Annotated in this window: 10 protein-coding genes; 9 read left to right on the top strand and 1 reads right to left on the bottom strand. The window is 70.7% G+C overall.

From position 1 onward, the window contains the following. Positions 1 to 178 precede the first annotated feature (178 nt). The 9 genes from PUR56_RS00985 (at position 179) to PUR56_RS00945 (ending at position 16,581) form a co-directional block, all read left to right on the top strand. Positions 179 to 712: a hypothetical protein gene (locus PUR56_RS00985; protein ID WP_329947441.1), complete on the top strand. Its 534-nt coding sequence runs from the start codon at positions 179 to 181 to the stop codon at positions 710 to 712. A 44-nt stretch (positions 713 to 756) separates the two neighbouring features. Beyond that, on the top strand, positions 757 to 1,749 hold the full coding sequence (locus PUR56_RS00980; RefSeq protein ID WP_329947440.1) for an ATP-binding protein: 993 nt from the start codon (positions 757 to 759) through the stop codon (positions 1,747 to 1,749). A 138-nt stretch (positions 1,750 to 1,887) separates the two neighbouring features. Then, positions 1,888 to 5,280, top strand: a complete 3,393-nt coding sequence (locus PUR56_RS00975) for a helicase associated domain-containing protein (protein ID WP_329947439.1) — start codon at positions 1,888 to 1,890, stop codon at positions 5,278 to 5,280. Between the two features lie 46 nt (positions 5,281 to 5,326). Beyond that, positions 5,327 to 7,483, top strand: a complete 2,157-nt coding sequence (locus PUR56_RS00970) for a P-loop NTPase fold protein (RefSeq protein ID WP_329947438.1) — start codon at positions 5,327 to 5,329, stop codon at positions 7,481 to 7,483. Positions 7,484 to 7,732: 249 nt separating this feature from the next. Next, entirely contained in the window at positions 7,733 to 8,755 is a 1,023-nt protein-coding gene (locus tag PUR56_RS00965; protein WP_329947437.1) for a TniQ family protein, read from the top strand. Positions 8,756 to 8,897: 142 nt separating this feature from the next. Further along, on the top strand, positions 8,898 to 9,611 hold the full coding sequence (locus PUR56_RS00960) for a hypothetical protein (protein ID WP_329947436.1): 714 nt from the start codon (positions 8,898 to 8,900) through the stop codon (positions 9,609 to 9,611). A gap of 122 nt (positions 9,612 to 9,733) precedes the next feature. Next, positions 9,734 to 12,112: a Mu transposase C-terminal domain-containing protein gene (locus PUR56_RS00955; RefSeq protein WP_329947435.1), complete on the top strand. Its 2,379-nt coding sequence runs from the start codon at positions 9,734 to 9,736 to the stop codon at positions 12,110 to 12,112. Further along, positions 12,109 to 13,191, top strand: a complete 1,083-nt coding sequence (locus PUR56_RS00950) for a hypothetical protein (protein WP_329947434.1) — start codon at positions 12,109 to 12,111, stop codon at positions 13,189 to 13,191. Before PUR56_RS00955 ends, PUR56_RS00950 begins: the two co-directional genes overlap by 4 nt. A 204-nt stretch (positions 13,192 to 13,395) precedes the next feature. Continuing rightward, complete coding sequence (locus tag PUR56_RS00945) at positions 13,396 to 16,581, top strand: DEAD/DEAH box helicase (protein WP_329947433.1); 3,186 nt, start codon at positions 13,396 to 13,398, stop codon at positions 16,579 to 16,581. 337 nt (positions 16,582 to 16,918) lie between these two features. Here PUR56_RS00945 and PUR56_RS00940 read toward each other — a convergent pair whose 3' ends face one another. Then, positions 16,919 to 17,260: a hypothetical protein gene (locus PUR56_RS00940; protein ID WP_329947432.1), complete on the bottom strand. Its 342-nt coding sequence runs from the start codon at positions 17,258 to 17,260 to the stop codon at positions 16,919 to 16,921. Positions 17,261 to 17,312: the final 52 nt, after the last annotated feature.

Here is a 17,312-nt window from a genome sequence, read left to right as displayed (position 1 = left end):
TCCGATAAGTCGCTCGGATACGCCCGTCTGTCCATGCGCCGCAGAACATCACCCGAACCCCGACTGGCACGCCAGTACGGCCGACGTTCACACGAACGAGCGATCATGAACCGAGAGAAAGCGGACTTAACGTCCACTGAACGGGCACCGGCGCGCCCGCACCTCCGCCGGAGCGGCCGTGCAGTTGGAGATCCACCACAATCCCTACGACCCGGCCCGGATCTGGGTCAGGCTGCCGGACGGCTTCCAGGAGGTGCCCTGGATCCACGCCACCCAGGTGAGCGTGCCGTTCACCGACGCCGCCTGGCGGCACATCGTCAGCACGGTGGCGCGCACCACTGACCGCGACGCCCACGAAGTGGCCCTGGCCCGGGCCCTGGACACGCTGCTGCGGCGCGCCGGGGCAGGAACGGGCACCCGCCGCGAACGCACCATCGCGGCCCGCGCCGCAGCCGCGACCTCCCTCGCCCCGGCCGGCCTGGCGCTGGCGCCGGCGCCTGCGGACACTGCTGCGACTGGCGGCGCCCCGGAGCAACGGAGCGAAGGCCCCGATGTCGAGGACGCGCAGCGATTCCAGGACCCCGAGGACCTGGCCGAATCCGGATTCGACGAGAGCGACGACGAAGGCGAGAAAGGCTGCGTTCCCGATCCCGGGCCGACGCGCCCCACTCATGTGCTGAACCCCTACCTGGAGGCCCAAGAGTGGCTGTAGTGAATCCCGCCCCCGGCCAGGGCGAAGACGAAGCGTTCGACCCCGTGAGCACCTGGGTGGGCTGGCAGCGCTACGTCGACAACGCCCCCGGCAACCAGTCCGCCGACGCCAGCGGCTGGACCCGGGAGCAGCGCCTGGACTACCACTCCGAGTTCGTCGTGGTGCGCACTCCGGCGATGAAACGGGTCTCGCTGGAACTGCAGAAGATGCTGCTCGTCAACCGGCGCCACCAGGGCACCGCCCGGCGCGGCCTGATCGTCTCCGGGCTCCCCAGTACCGGCAAGACCACCACTTTGATGGAGCTGGGACGGATCTTCGAGCTCACCGACCGGCGCAGGCACCCGGGGGTCAAGGACCGGCTGCCGGTGGCGTTCGTCTCCGTCCCGCCCGCCTCGACGCCCAAGATGCTGGTCAGCGAGTTCGCCCGGTTCCTGGGCGTGCCCGTGCTGCGCCGGATGAACCAGGCCCAGATCACCGACTCGGTCTGCGCGACCCTGGGCGAGCTGCGGACCCAGCTGGTCCTGGTCGACGACATCCACCTGCTGGACACCCGCACCCGCTCCGGCGCCGAGACCTCCGACCAGATCAAGCACCTGGGCGAACGTATCGCCGCGACGTTCATCTACGCCGGCGTCGACGTCGACACCTCCCCGCTGCTGGTCGGCCCCCGCGGGCAGCAGCTCGCCGGGCGCTTCAAACTGCTGCGCAACGACCCGCTGCCCCACGGCACCGCCGAACAGCGGCAGACGTGGCTCGAGCTGGTCACCGACCTGGAGAGCGCACTGCGGCTGCGGCACCACCGCCCGGGGACCCTGGCCCGTCTCGCCCCCTACCTGCACCGGCGCACCGGCGGAGTGATCGGCAGCCTGTCCCACCTCATCCGAGAGGCGGCCATCACCACCATCGCGGACAACACCGAGCGCATCACCAAGAAGCTCCTGGACGGCATCGAGCTCGACATCCGCGCCCAGCAGCAACTCCTCGCCCCTGCCCCGACCCGGCGCAGCCCCACCGGACGGGCCGGGAGAAACCGATAGCCGCCCGGGCGCGGAGTGCCGGAAGCCAAGCCGGACGTCCTGCGCCGTGCGACTGCCTCGCGCGGACCCCTACGAGAGCGGAGCAGTACGGCTGTGACCATAGAGGCGAGGCGCGCGCCGTCCTCACGGCTGTTCCCTATGGCGCCGTGCGCCGTCCGGGCGCGGCCCCTGGGCCGGGAGACGACCCTGTCGTTCCTGCAGCGGCTGGCCGCCCGCCTGCGCACCACGGCCCCGGACCTGATCGCGGAGTTCTTCGCCTTCGGCAACCGCCGCCCCATGTCGTCCTTCCCCCAAGGCGGCGAGGTGTACTTCAATACGGAGGCCCGCACCCGCCTCGCCGCCCTCGCGCAGGTACCGCCCGCACACCTGGAGCGGGCCCTGCCCGCCTGGGCGCAGCTTGAGCCGGCCGGGCGCCATGACGCCGGACCGGCCGTCACCTTCTACAGCGCCACGTCCATCGCGCCCACCGCGGCCGCCTGCGCGCGCTGCACGGCCGCCCGAACCGGCCGCGCCGAACCCGCCCGCCTGTACACCGCAGACCACCAGCACGTGTGCCGCCGCCACGCGGCCTGGCTGACGGATCCTCACGACGCGGTCCAGGGCGGGGGCGAGCTCGGGCCCGCCGATGCGGGCCAGGCGGGCGGTGAACCGCGCCGCGGCCTCGGCGGGCAGGTCCTCAGCCGTCGGCAGGACCAGGTCCGAGAGCTCAGCCTGGCGGGGCTGCCCGAGATCGCCGCCGCCAGCAGTCGCCACGCCACCTGGCTGCGGCGTCGTTGCGGCATCTGCGACGCCTTCCCGCTCGCCCAGGCCGTCACCGCGACCTGGTGGGACGCCGCCTGGCCGCAGGAGAGACGCTGGCCCCAGCTGCGCGACGCCCTGGCCCGCGCCAACCCCCACGCGGACATCCCCGAGCACACCGCCCGCACCATCGCCACCTACCCCGACAGCGTCGTCCTGGCCGGCCTGCTGGCCGGCGGCTTCTGGCAGCAGCAGGTCCGGGCCCAGAAGCACAGACCCCACACCCCGGCCGACACCCCCGACCTCACCCGCGAGCTGGCCACCCGCCTACGACGGCCCTGGCTGGTCCAGGCCCTGGCCGAGCAGTCCTCCGGTCCGCTGACCGCCTGGCTGCACAACTGCTGGCGCCCGCAACCCGTCCAGGAGGGAAAACCCGGAAGCCTGTGGTGGATCGCCCCCGCCTACCGCACCCCCTCCGCTCCCGTGCGCCGCACCACCCCGGACACCCCGGACACCCCGGACACCGCGGACACCGCGGACACCGCGGCAACCCCCGTGGCTGGCGGCACGGGTCCGGCCGCGGAAGACGACGCCACCGTGCAGGGCTTCGCCCGCGGCTACGCGCTCGCCGAGGCCTTCGCCCAGGAACACGGACACCTGTCCATCCCCTACCGGCACCGGCGCGACGGCTTCCAACTGGGCCTGTGGCTGTCCAACCAGCGCGCCTACGGCCCCCGGCTGGCGCCCGAGCGCGCCCGCGCGCTGAGCGCCCTGGACCCGTGGTGGAACCCTCCGTGGAGCACCCGGTGGCAACGCATCTACCAGCGCGCACACCGGCAGGTGCAAACCGGCGTCCTGGTCGATCCCGGGCAGGGCTTCGACGCCTTCAGCGAGAACATGGGCAGCTGGCTGTTCGACCAGTGCCTGAAGTACCAGGACCTGCACCCCCAGCAACGTGCCCTGCTGGCCCGGATCGGCATCACCGCGCACAGCGCCGAAGCGGCCCGCCGGCGCCGGTACAGCATCGAGGACTCACGTACCGAAGGACTCGCGGCCGCCCGCGCCTACGCGGCGCGCACCGGCCACCTGTGCGCGCACCCCGACGACACCCACGACGGCTTCCCCATCGGCCAATGGCTCTCCAACCAACGCAGCCGCACCCGCGCCGGCACCGAGGCCGCCGGCATCGCCGACCAGCTCACCGCTCTGGACCCCTGGTGGGCCGCGCCATGGCCCCCGGACTGGCAGCGCACCTGCTACACGGTGAGCACCCTGGTGCGCGCCGGCCATGCCCTTGACCCCGCCGACGCCTTCACCGGCTTCAACGACGCAGTGGGCCAGTGGCTGTTCACCCAGTGCGCCACCTACCAAGACCTCGCGCCCGGACAGCAACAACAACTCGCCGACATCGGACTGACCACCGAGGTCGCGGCCACCGCCCGGCCCGACCCCGCCACCAGCACACCGAGCCTGGAGACCGGGCTGTACTACGCCCGCGCCTACGCCCACCAGCACGGCGACCTCGACGTTGCGCCCCGCGCCCGCCACAACGGCTTCCCGCTGGGTGCCTGGCTCGCACGCCAGCGCAACTACGCCACCACCCGCGCAGCGGCCTCCACCACGCCCTGGCCCGGCGCAACGCTCCTGGCAGCCCTGGACCCCTGGTGGAACCCGCCCTGGGGCGCGGACTGGAACAAGAGCTACCGCGCCGCACGGATCCAGGCCGCAGGCGGCCTGGACCTGGACCCCGAACACGGGTTCCGCGGCACCCCCGGCTGGACCGGGCAATGGCTCCATACCCAGTGCCTGGCCTACCCCAGCCTGCACCCCGAACAGCAACGGCGACTGGCCCTGCTCGGCATCACCGCTGAACGTACCCGCGCCACCCGACCGCGGCGCACCACCCGGCAGGAATCCTTCGACACCGGCCTGGCCCACGCCCGCACCCAGGCCCGGCGCCACGGCCACCTCGCCCTGCCCAACAACACCCGCGTCGGGGACTACCCGATCGGAACCTGGCTGGCCACCCAGCGCGAGAGAGCCACCGCCGGCCGGCTGCCCGCCGACCGCGCCGATGCTCTGGCCGCCCTCGACCCGTGGTGGAACCCGCCCTGGGGCATGCGCTGGCAGATCACCTACCACGCCGTCAAAACCCAGACCGCGGGCCGCCCCCTCGACCCGGCTCAGGGCTTCCCCGGCCTGCCAGCACACGCCACCCGATGGCTGTTCACCCAGTGCGCCGCCTACCCCACCCTCACTCCCGGCCAGCAGCACCTCCTCGCCGACCTCGGGATCAGCGCGCAGCAGGCCGGCGCCCTGCGCCCTCAGCGCGAACCCCGCCCGCGGACCGGCCCCGGAGCCGAACGGCCCCGACCCACCACCGTCCCCTGCGGCATCGACGCCGGCCTGCCCTACGCCCGCGCCTACGCCCACCAGCACGGCGGCCTGGGAAGCGCACACTACGACGTCGAACACGACGGCTTCCCCCTCGGCTGGTGGCTCTACGAACAACGCAAACGCGCCAACGCCCACCTACGCCGCACCGGCCAACCCTGGCCCCACCAAACCGCCATGACCACCCTCGACCCCTGGTGGAACCCGCCCTGGCGAGCCAGCTGGCAACACACCTACACCCGCATCCAGGACCACCCCGACCCTGCCCGACTCCTCCCCCACCAGAAGCGATGGATCAAGGACCAACTCAAGAACTGGCACACCCTCCACCCCGACCAACATGTGCTCCTGAACGGCATCGGCATCACAGCCACCAGACCGGTGACTGTAGTTCTTTGAGGGCATTCAGCCCCTCAAGGGGCATGTCCAGGAGCAGGATGCACGCATGGCCAACACGTTCTTCAACGACGACCCGGTCGACGGCAGTCCTTCCGCCCCTGACCTGCTGGGGCACCAGCGGTACGCGGACCACGCCGTCGGCCTCCTGCAGGAAGTCCGCAGCCAGAGCGAGTCTGGTGTTCTCGCGCTGATCGGACCCTGGGGGTCCGGAAAGTCCTCCGTCCTGCAGATGGCGCTACGCAACCTCCAGCAAGGCCCGGCTGACGGTGTGTCATGGTCGGTGGCCGAGCTCAACCCCTGGCTCTACCCGGACCTCGACACCCTCACCATGGCCCTGTTCAGCGAGATCCGCGGCGCGCTGCCCAAGGACGGTATCGAGTGGGCGGACGTACGGAAGAAGATCGGGGGCTTCGGCCAGGCCATCAGCCCCCTGGGCAAAGTGGGTGGGTTCTTCGGGCTGGACGCCAGCGAGGCCATCAAGGCCGCCTCCGAGCGGATCAGCGGCGACACCAGCCCTTCAGCGGCCAAAGCGAGCGCCGGCGAAGCACTACGCAAGGCGGGACGCCCCGTTCTCGTGGTCATGGACGACCTGGACAGGCTGACCCCGCAGGAGTTGCTCCTGGTCTTCAAGCTGGTGCGTCTGGTCGGCAACCTGCCGAACGTCTACTACCTCGTCAGCTTCGACGAGCAGACTCTCCTTGACGTCCTGCGGCGCAGCGACCTGGTGGGCGACTCTGAGCACAGGGCCAGCGAGTTCCTGGAAAAGATCATCCAGGTCAGGCTGGATCTGCCCGCCTTCCGTGAGCGTGACGCCTCCGCACTTGTCGACCAGTCTCTGGACGCCTTGCTCGAGTCTCATCAGCTGTCACTGACCGAGCCCGAGGAACAGCGACTCGCAACCGCCTACTTCCAGTACCTGCAGCACCGGCTGCGGACCCCGCGGGCGATCAAGCGCTACTTCGGCCAGGCCGCCGCGTCCCTTCGCACACTTGCCGGCGAAGTCGACCTCGTCGACTTCCTCCTCGTCACCTTCCTGCGCACCAGCGAGCCAGGGATCTACCGCCTGCTGAACCGCCACCGCGCCGAACTCACCGGCACCAGCCTCGATCCAGCCGTCCGACGTGAGAGCCAACCCGGAGACCGCGCCCAGCAATGGCGCGGTCGGCTTGAGAACGCCGGCGTCGCCCCTGACCACATCGAAGGAGTACTCGGGCTGCTGGCCATGCTCTTCCCCCCGCTCGGGCAGGCCCTCGGCGGCGGAGGCGATGCGTCAGGAACCGCGCGACGTCGTGGCATCGGCAGCAACGACTACTTCGACAGATACCTCGTATTCGGCGTCCCGGACGACGACCTCTCCGAAACCGCACTCGCTGCGGGCCTCGACCAGCTGGCGGCCGGCACCCCGGGGCCAGAAGCGGCCGAGCTCCTCCTGCGGCTAGACAACGACACCCAGCGCATCGGCCGGCGCATCAGGCAGCGCCTGGAAGCCAGCACGCCTGTGCCTTCCACCGCGCTGCTGCTCGAACTGGCTACTCGCTACGGCTCACTGACCGCACAAGCCGAAGGTTTCCTCAGAGCCGACGTGAGCGCACGCTTCCTCGCACAAGACCTCTTCCGCAACCTCCCCGCCGACACAAGAGCAGACGTCCTACGCGGCATGGCCACCACGCCACAGGGGACCATGCTCGCCAGCCGAGTCCTGTACGACGCCACAGAACCCAGCAGCACCGAGCCCGTCTTCGCCCAAGAAGGCGACACCTGGGTCCAGGAAGCCCGCACCGCTCTGGTCACACGGTTGCGCGAGCACCTGACAACTCCCGGATCACGCCCCGCCGACCACCTCACCGACTCCGACGTCGACCTCATCTGGAACTGGCGCCACATCGACCACGCAACCGCCCGGACCTGGATCCGTCAACGCCTCGACGACGGCACCTGGCAACTCCTGCCGCTACTCACCAAGATCGTCCGCCCACCCCGCTCCCCGTGGGGCGCAGTCGACGCCGACACCCTGGCAAACCTCGACGCCCTGATCGACCGCACCGAGGCCTACTCCGTTCTCGACCAGTCAGAGACCACCCCCGACCCCGACCAGTCCCGCCTCCTTGAAGGACTCCGTCACGCCCGCGACCGCGACCGCACCGAAGCAGCCCAGCAACCCGAAAGCGGATCAGCAGAAGTGACCAGCGCTCAAGACACCTGACCACCAGGCCGACTGCCGGAAAAGCCCCTGGCCACACGGCCGCAGGACCAGCCCAACCCACCCAGCCAAGAAGGCGACGCGGTTCCCAAGCAGCAACCACCTAACTGAACAACGCAGGCCACAACCCCGACTCCTGATCACAACCACTGAGCCCGGACAGCCGGGCCCTCGACGGCGCCCGGATCTTCTCGCGATGATACGACCGAAATGCGTTACCGTGGCGAGCCGGTCATTCGCCCAGGGAGCAACGTGAAGGTGCAGGAGCGGGAGCGCTGGCCCGATCTGCGGGAGTTGCCGCTGCACGTGCGCTTCCTGCCGAACGAGTCGACCGGTTCGTACGTGACCCGGCTCGCCGAGCGCAACGGCCTGAGCGTGGACTACCTGCTGGAGATCGTCGGTGAGGGCAGGAGCCGGGTGGTCGAGCCCCACCTGACCGAGCTCTACCTCAACCGGCCGGCAGCTGAACGCCTGGCCCGGTTGGCGGGCCGGCCCTTGCCCGTGATGCAGCGGGCGTTGGCGAGTCTGGGCGAGGACTACCTGCTTGCGGGTTGCGGGCCGGGCCCGGTGTGGAAGTGGCCCTGGGCGGTGACGGACGGCTACCTGGTGCGGGCGTGCGCGCTGTGCGCGGCACGGCGCGGGGTCACCGAGCCCGCGTGGCTGATGGTGCCCGACACCTGGCACGTCTGCGGCGAGCATTCCCGGTGGACGGACAACTCCCGCGACGTGGCCTGGCCGTGGATCGATCTGCGGCCCTGGCCGCAGATCCTCGAGGCCCACCGCCGGCTGGCGCGTCTGGGCAGGCGGACGGGTCCGGCTGGCCGGGCGCTGGCTGCGGACGCGTTCACCATGATGACCGACCATCACGTTTGGTCCGTGCACGGGCGGGCGCCGCGCTGGTTCGCCGAGGCCGCGGACCGGCTCGGGGAACGGCGCGCCGCCCCGCTCCTGGCGTATCCGAAGGCCGTCCAGGTCACGCGGGTGCTCGCCCGCAGCGAGCGGCCTCGGCTGGAGAGGAACTTGACGTGGGAGAAGTACCGGCGTTGGCACGCGCAGGCGGTGGCCGAACTGGGCCAGGCGTTCCATCCGGTCCTGACCCACTGGATGGGACGGCATTCGCCACAGGCCTCAGGTACGGCGACCGCGTGCGAGGCCGGGGGCCGGCCGCCCTTGGCCGCCCCGCACACCGCGATCGGCGCGCTGGCATCCGTGGCACAGCTGAGCTGCCTGCCCGGCGACCTGGGCGCCGGTACCTTCGACCGGCCCTACCTGTGACCGGGGAGGGCTTGCACGACAGAAGTGGATTTCTCTGTTCCGGCGGGCGGCGGGTTGTGATAGCTGTGGGGCGTGCCGCGGCGGCTCGATGCCGTGGCACAGGCTCAGCCTGGGCCCCGGCCTGCGGCGGGAAGGGCATCGCGTGCAGGTGAAGGTACGTTATCGGGGTCCGGACGGCCGGGAGTACGAGGCCGCTCCGGGAGAGATGCGCGCAGTGCCGTTGGAGCGGTGCGAACCGCTGCGCGAGCCTCATGCCCATCACGGGAGGCGGTCGATCCTGACCCGCTACTGGGCGGCCACCACCAAAGGCATGGTGGTCTGCGGCAGCGAACGGCTGATGTACGCGGCGACCCTGCTGGATTTCGACTCCTCGGTGGAGTGGTTCTCCGCGACCGCCACCCAGATCCACTGGCAGGACGGTTCCTTGCACGGGGTGGTGGAGCCGGCCTTCTTCGCGCGGACCACAAGCGGCGAGAGGTTGGTGATCGTGCACCCTGCCCGCGATGACGGAGGGCATGCGCGGGAAGCGGACGCGATCGCGTGTGCCGCGGATGCCGCCGGGTGGACCGTCGCCCCGGTGGACGTGCCGACGGGGGTCCGCCGGGCGTGGCTGAAGGTTCTCGCCGGGCACCGGTTCCCCGAGTTCCACGACGCAAAAGCCCGCGAGGCGCTGCTCCAGGCGTTCACGGTGCCGCGACCGATTGCCGCGGGGGTCGCCGCCGCCGGGCTTGCGGGTACGGCGATCGCCCATGCCTGGCACCTGTTGTGGACCGGTGACCTGTCCTTCGACCAGGACCGGGCTCTGATCCCGACCTCGCCGGCCTGGGCCTGCGCGGCGGGCCGGGAGGCCGTGTGAAGCCCGCAGCTCGCGACTGCGCATGCCAGGCCGCGGGCAGCACGCAGAACCGTAAGGAAGACGGACGGCACGCCGGGCTGGAGCCAGGGGTCACCGTTCGCTGGCACGGCGCCGCCTATCTGGTGTCCGCGTTGCAGGGCGCCCGGGTCCACCTGAGCGCCACCGGCGAGGGCGGCGAGGACGCGGTCGCGCTGCTGTCGGCCGTCATCGGCGCCGCCGACTTCGCGGTTGTGGACGGCGACGGCCAGCAGCGGCCCGGTGCCCGGATCCCGGACGTCAGCATCATGTCCCTGCTGACCGAGGCCGAACTCAAGGACGTCCGCGCGTGGGAGCGGCACCTGCGCGAGGCCGAGGAAGGGCTCCCCCCTGGCTGCGCGCCCGGAACCCGGCCCCGGCCCGAGTACGACCCGGCCGTGGTCTCGCGCAGCCGGAGGCTGGCCGGCAAGGAGCGCGAGCTCAGGGCGCTGGGCTGGCGCAAGGTGTCGGTGGCGACCTTGGACCGGCGCCTGAAGGAGTACTCGGCCCAGGGCGTGACGGCTCTGGTGAGGATCGCCGCCGGAAAGCTCTACGGGAACACCGACGAGCGGGTGGTCGCCCTGCTGCTGCAGGAACTCAACGCCGGCACCGAGGAGTCCTCCGGCTGGGGCAACCGCCTCTACGAGCGGCTCCAGGCGCAGCTGCGCGCGACGTATCCGCAGGAGAACCTGAGGATCTCCCGCACCGGGTTCTACCGGCTGCTGGACAGTCTGGGCACGCGCACGAGCTCCCTGCGGGGCCCCGTGCGCCGTCGCAGGGAGGCGGCGAGTTCGCCGGAGCCGCCGTGGACGCCCACGCGGGCACTGATGCTCGGCGAGATGGTGCAGATCGACTCGACCGGCCTGGACGTGCTTGCGATCGGTGACGACGGCTACCCGGTCCAGGTCGAGCTGACCGCGGCCGTGGACGTGGCCAGCCGCAGCATCATCGGCGCGCTGATCGTGCCCCGGGCCCCGGGCCGCGGCTACAAGGGCAAGCGGCTGGGCGGACGGGCGACCACCTCGTTCGACGCCACCCTCATGCTCGCGCAGGCGCTCGCGCCCATGCCGGGCCGGCCCGGATGGTCACCGCTCAGCACAGCTCAGCTGTCGGACCTGCCCTACGCGGACCAGGTCGCCTGCGATCCGCGAACGGCCGGCGCCGCGGCGCGCCCGGTGATCCGCCCGAAGATGGTCGTCGTCGACCAGGGAAAGATCTACCAGAGCGAGCACTTCACGGACGTGTGCACCTCGCTGGGGATCTCGGTCCGGTCCGCGCGGGACAACACCGCTGACGACAAGGCGATCGTGGAGGCGACGTTCTCGGCCCTCAAGAAGCTGTTCTGCCAGTACGTGGCCGCCTACACGGCCCGGGACCTGGCCCGGCGCGGCAAGTACGTCACCGACGCTCCGATGTGGCGGCTCAACGAGCTGCAGGACCTGCTCAACGAATGGATCGCGCTGCACTGGCAGCAGCACCGCCACGAGGGCCTGCGCAGCCCGAACCTGCCCGCCCTCGTACTCACCCCCAACCAGATGTACGCCGCCCTCGTGGCCTGTGAGGGGTACGCGCCGCTGCCCCTGTCGCAGTCGCAGCTGCGCAAGCTGCTGCTCTGCGAATGGCGGCAGGTCGGCGACAAGGGCGTGCGGGTCGGCAACCGCACCTACAACAGCGCTGCCCTTCAGGAGTACAACAAGCAGCCCTCCGGGGTGCGTGGCCAGGGCAAGAAGTGGCCGATCCGCTTCGACCCCTACGCGCCGCGCCACGTGTGGCTGTTCGACCAGCGCAAGGAGCAGCGTGGTGAAGACCCCTGGGTGGAGGCCGAGTTCATTCACCAGGACCTGATCGACGGCGAGTGGTCCCAGTACCTGTGGCAGACCGCGGAGCGGGACTACCGGGAGGCCGGCGGTCCGGAGGAACATCAGCAGCGGGAACGTGACATCGCCTTGGCCGTCTCGCAGTTGCGGGAACGCGCGCGCCAGGGTCCCCGCGAGGAGATGCCCGCCCTTTTGCCGGGGCGGCGGTCGGGCGCGGCCAGGCGGCGGTGGCGCCGGCCGGGCCGGCCCTTCAGCGGGCCGCGGCCGGCGGTGCGCTCGCCGGATCCGGACCGGTACGTCGGCATCAGCGTTCCCGACCCTGCCACGGTCGTGCCGGCCCGTTCGCTGGAGAGCCCCGCGCAGTTTCTCTTCCCTGATCAGGGCACCGGGTCGCGGCGCTCTCCCGGCGTGGGCGGGTCCGTGGCCGTGGGTGAGGCGGCGGCTTTGCCCGGCACGGACGAGCAGCCGTGGCCGGACGCAGAACCGTCGGCGGGCGCGAGAGCGGGGACAGGGCCCGGGAACGGGTCCGGCCTGGTGGCGGCGCAGCGCGGTGCCACGGGGGGCATGGCCGATCTGTTCCTCGGCGCCCTGCCCGTGCTGCCCTCTCCCCTCTACCCCGCTCCCTCACCCCAGGCAGTGTCCGGCACCACCGAAGAGGATGATTCGTGACCGACACAACAGAGCCCCTCACCACACCCGCGCCGGCCGGGGCAAAGCTGCTGACCAGCAGCCCGTTCGATCCGGGGCCCCTGACGACGAAGGAAGGCTTCCGGGCACGAGCCCGGCGCACCAACAGCCCGCCCGACCTGCAGGACTGCGCTCCGTTCGGCACAAAAGTGACGCTGTCGGACCCACGGCTGATCTATCACGGCCGGCTGCTGCCGGTGGAAACCGACGATGTGGGCAGAGCCCTGAAGCAGGCCCGCGGACTGCTGCTGCAGAACCTGACCTCCGGTGACGGGCGCGGGCCGAACTTCGCCGTCGACGGCCCGCGCCTGAGCGGGAAGTCACTGCTGGCAGCGCTGATCGCCCTCGGATTCCACACCCTGGTCGAGAAGTTGTCCGGCCCCGACGGCGACCGGCATCCGGTGGTGTACATCAACGTGCCCCACGACCGCGCGGACGATCTGCACTGGTCGCTGCCGTTCGCGGACTTCCTCGGCGTCGAACACTCACGCTCCCCCGAGACGATGAACCATCGGCCGGTCGACATGACCGATCCCATCGTGCGGATCATGCAGCGCGCGCGCACGCGGCTGGTCGTGATCGACGGCGTCGAGTACATCAGAAGCAGCGAGCGGCAGACCGCGTTCGACTACCTCCTCCGCCTTCAGGACCGGCTGCCCCGCATCACCTTCCTGTTCTGCGGCATCGGCGCCCGGGAGATCGTCCAGGCCGGCTACGGCGACCACAGAAGCCAGGCCCCGGCCCCGGGCACGGACAGGCCGCGGCCCCACAGCGGGATCCCGACCCTGTGGGTGCGGCCCGTCCCCTACACCAGGGCCGAACCCGACCAGTGGCACAAGGTGCTGCGCCTGGTCGAAGGCAACCTTCGCCTGTACAAGCACGAGCCCGAAACCCTTCTGGGCCTCGCCGCGTACCTGCACAAGCGCACCGACGGCTCCATGCACGCCCTGGACCAACTCATCTGCCAAGCCGCGCAGGCCAGCATCCTGGAAGGAACCGAGAAGATCGACCAGGACCTGCTCGACTCGATCCTGACCGGGTACGACGACCCCGACCACTGACGCGTCCGGCCACCGCTCCGAGACAGGACAGCACCCCACCGGCATGCCGGGGAGCGCCGGGGCAATGGCTTCAGCGTCTGCGGCCCGCCTACGCGCCTGCCCCTGTAACGGCCGGCCGGCCGCTCAAACGGCCGGAGGCGTGAACCGTGCGGCCCACAGCTGCGATCCCACCTCGAACGGCCCCTCCGCAGGAAGGCGCGACGCATGTACACGAGCACCGCCGTGTGGGCCGAGCCCACGAAGTACGAGAAGAACAGCGTCCGGCAACTCCTGGTGCCGGCAGGGGAACTGGACATCGAGGACACCGGCGGCACAAAACGGGTGCACGGCGTCTTCGGTAGCTGGCCCGTCGCCCAGGCGGCAGAGGAGGCGCCGGGCGAGGTGAACGCGCTGACAGCCGTGATCCCGGCCGGATCGTCGTCGGGCGAGGTGACCTGGCTCGGCGAGCGGGCTCAGATGGGGCCTGACGCGGTCAGGCAGTCGCTGCGCGGCTCCATCGGCTACCGCCCCTACGGGGAGCCGGGCAGCCTACGCCGCCCGCAGCTCGGCGCGCTGCACGCCGTGATGGCGCACTGGGCCTCCGGATTGCCCGATCCGGGTGTGGTGGTGATGCCGACCGGTACGGGCAAGACGGAGACCATGCTGGCCGTGCTGGTGGCAGCCCCCGTGGAGCGGCTCCTGGTCCTGGTGCCCAGTTCAGCACTGCGGGACCAGCTCGCCGGCAAGTTCGAGACGCTGGGTATCCTGCAACGCGAGCAGATCGTCGCGCCCGGTGCGCTGCGCCCGTGCGTGGGCCGGCTGGAGCACGCCTTCAAGGACCCGGCCGAGGCGGCCCGGTTCGCACAGGCATGCAACGTCGTCGTCGCCACCCCGCATGTGCTCAACACCTGTCCACCAGCCGTTCGGGAACAGTTGTTGAGCTCGTTCTCGCACCTGATCGTGGACGAGGCCCACCACGCTCCCGCGGCCACCTGGACCCGCGCGATCGACACGTTCGCCGACCGGCCCGTCCTCCTGTTCACCGCGACCCCGTTCCGTGAGGACGGGCGCCGACTGCCGGGCCGCATCATCTTCCGCTTCCCGCTCAGGCAGGCGCAGCGCGACGGCATCTTCGGGCGGATCAACTACCGCGCCGTCCTGGGGCTGCGGGACACCGACCGGGAGCTGGCGCAGGCCGCGATAGGCCAGCTCCGCAGCGATCGGGCAGCCGGGTTCGACCACCTGATGATGGTCCGGGCCGAGAGCATCGCGAAGGCGGAGGAGATCGGTGAGATCTACCGGGAGCTGGCCCCGGAATTCGCGCCGACGGTGGTGCACCAGAACGTAGGTGCCCGTCGCCGCACCGCGGCGATGAAGGCGTTGAAGGACCGCAGCTGCCGCATCATCGTCTGTGTCGACATGCTCGGGGAGGGCTTCGACGAACCGTCGTTGAAGATCGCCGCCATGCACGCGGCCCGCAGGAGCCTGAGCCCGATGCTGCAGTTCATCGGCCGCTTCACCCGGGCCCGGCAAGGCCTGGGCGAGGCCACCGTCTTCGTGGCCCAGGAGCCCCGCACCAGCGCCTCGCCCTTGCGCCGGCTGCTGCGCGAGGACGCCGACTGGAACCTGTTGCTGCACGACCTGACCGACAGCGCCACGGCGGGCGCCGAGGAGACCAGCACCTTCGACGCCACGTTCGCCGGCGCTCCGCAGGACGTCGCGGTCAGCGTCCTGGAGCCGAAGATGAGCGCCGTCGCCTACCGCGCCACGACCGACCGGTGGGCGCCGGAGGAAGCGCTCGGCCTGTTCCGCGCAGGCGCCCGGGTCCTGGACGACACCCTCGCCACCGGCGGTCAGGACAACCCGGTCGCCTGGTTCGTCGTCGAGCACCGCAGCACCGTTCGCTGGGGCGCGCCTCAGATGCTCGAACAGGTCGTCTACGAGCTGTATGTGCTGTACTTCGACGTCCCACGCCGGCTGCTGTACATCCACGGCTCGGAGAAGTCCGGCGCCTACAGAGAGATCGCCGAGGCGGTGCTGGGCGCGGACTGCGAACTGATCAACGGGGCGCGCACCTACCGGGTACTGGCCCGGGTGGACCGGCTCATCCCCACCAACGTCGGGCTCAAGGACGCCCGCAACCACTTCACCCGGTTCTCCCTGCACGTCGGCAGCGACGTCTCCCAGGGCTTCGACAGCACCCAGGAGCACAAGAGCCAGACCCACATCGCCGCGTCCGGTTTCGAGAACGGCGACAGCGTCTCCATCAGCGCCGCGTACTCGGGGCGGTTCTGGAGCCCGACGACCGCCCCGAACCTCAAGGCCTGGACCAACTGGTGCGACCACCAGGGCACCAAGCTCCTGGACAGCACCATCGACCTCGAGCGGGTCTTCGACGGGTTCATCATCCCCGAGGACATCGACGAGCGGCCCCCGTACGTCCTGCTCGGGGTGCAGTGGCCCTGGCAGGTCCACACCGGCTCCCGCGACCGGCTCACCCTCGCCTACGACGGCCGCTCCTACCCGCTTGCCGACGTCGGCTTCGAGGTCGACGACCACTCCCCCACCGGGCCGTTCCGCTTCTCCCTCGTGAGCGACGCCTGGCGCCTCCCCTACCAGGGCGACTACGAGAACAAGCGCCTCGTCTACCGGCCGCTGGACGCGGACGCGCAGGTGCACAGCGGCTCCCGCGGCGCGCAGGCGGTGCCGCTGCAGGTGTGGCTCAACGCCAACAGACCCGAGCTGTTCCTGGAGGGCGACCGCCTCATCGACGACGAGGGCCGGCTGCTCAACCCCCGCTACGACCGCCGCCCCTTCGACACGAACAAGTTCGTGCCGCTCCCCTGGCAGGGCGTGGACCTCACCAAGGAGTCCCAGCGCCCCGAACGCCGCCCCGACTCCATCCAGTTCCACATGTCGGCCCACCTGCGCGCATCATCGGCCTTCGACGTCCTCATCGACGACGACGGCCCCGGCGAAGCAGCCGACCTCGTCGGCCTGAAGGTCACCGACGGCAAGTACCTCGACGTCACCCTGGTGCACTGCAAGTACACCAAGCCCACCGCCGGACTACGCGTCGAAGACCTGTACGAGGTGTGCGGCCAAGCAGTGCGCAGCGCCAAATGGCGACGCGGCGACGTCATCCCCCTCCTGGACCACCTGCGCGACCGCGCCCAGAAATACACGGCACGCACCGACGGCATCTCCCCCTACGAAACCGGCAGCCCCAGAGACCTGCTCGCCATCCGCGACACCGCACCCACCCTGCGCCCCCGCTTCCACACCATCATCGTCCAACCCGGCCTCCAAGCCGGCCGCGCCACACACGACCAACTGCTCCTGCTCGCCGGAGCAGAGCAGTACGTACGCAATGTCACCGCTGGCGACCTCACCGTGTACTGCAGTCCCTGACCCACCGGGGCCTGTCCTGACGATCAATCAGGCTCAGCCGTCAGGTGAAACCGGCAGAGGAACGGCGTTGGAACTGGTCGGCTCGCGCCCCGCCAGCCCTCGATTCACCCGATCAGCAAACGCCAGGCCCACCCCCGCCCGCAGCACCCTCCGCCAACACCGCACCCCGCACGAGCCGACAGCTTCCCTCCTCCTCTATAGATCGTCCCAACGCCTCCGATGCTCATCCCGATTTCTGCAGAACACCAGGCCACAAGCCACAGCCGACCGCAGAAGCACAAAAAACCCCAGTTCAGAGACCTGAAGCATTCAGTCCCAGATTTTGCAGAACACCAGGTCAGATCAACCGCAGCAAGGGAGAGATCTTCAAATCACCCAGGACGACACAGCCCATCCGGGGGTCGAGGTGATCTGCCGCGACCGCTCCGGCACGTTCGCCGAGGCCGGACGCGTCGGCGCCCCCGACGCGATCCACGTCGCGGACCGGTACCACCTGTGGCACAACCTCGCCGAGGCCGTGGAGAAGACCGTGCTCCAGCACCGGGCCCTGCTGCCCGAACCCGCCCCCGTCGTCGACGACGAACTGCCAGCGGTAGCCGCCCTGCCCCCGGTCGCCTCGCAGCCCCGCAGCACAGGACGCCTGGCCGACCGCGTCCGCGAGCACCACGCCGCCGTCCACGCCCTGATCGACGACGGCATCGCTCTTCGGACCATCGCCGACCGGCTGGGGC

Origin of the sequence: Streptomyces sp. BE303, assembly GCF_036290945.1 — a bacterium.
GTDB lineage: Bacteria > Actinomycetota > Actinomycetes > Streptomycetales > Streptomycetaceae > Kitasatospora.
This window is presented reverse-complemented; position numbering and strand designations above follow the sequence as displayed.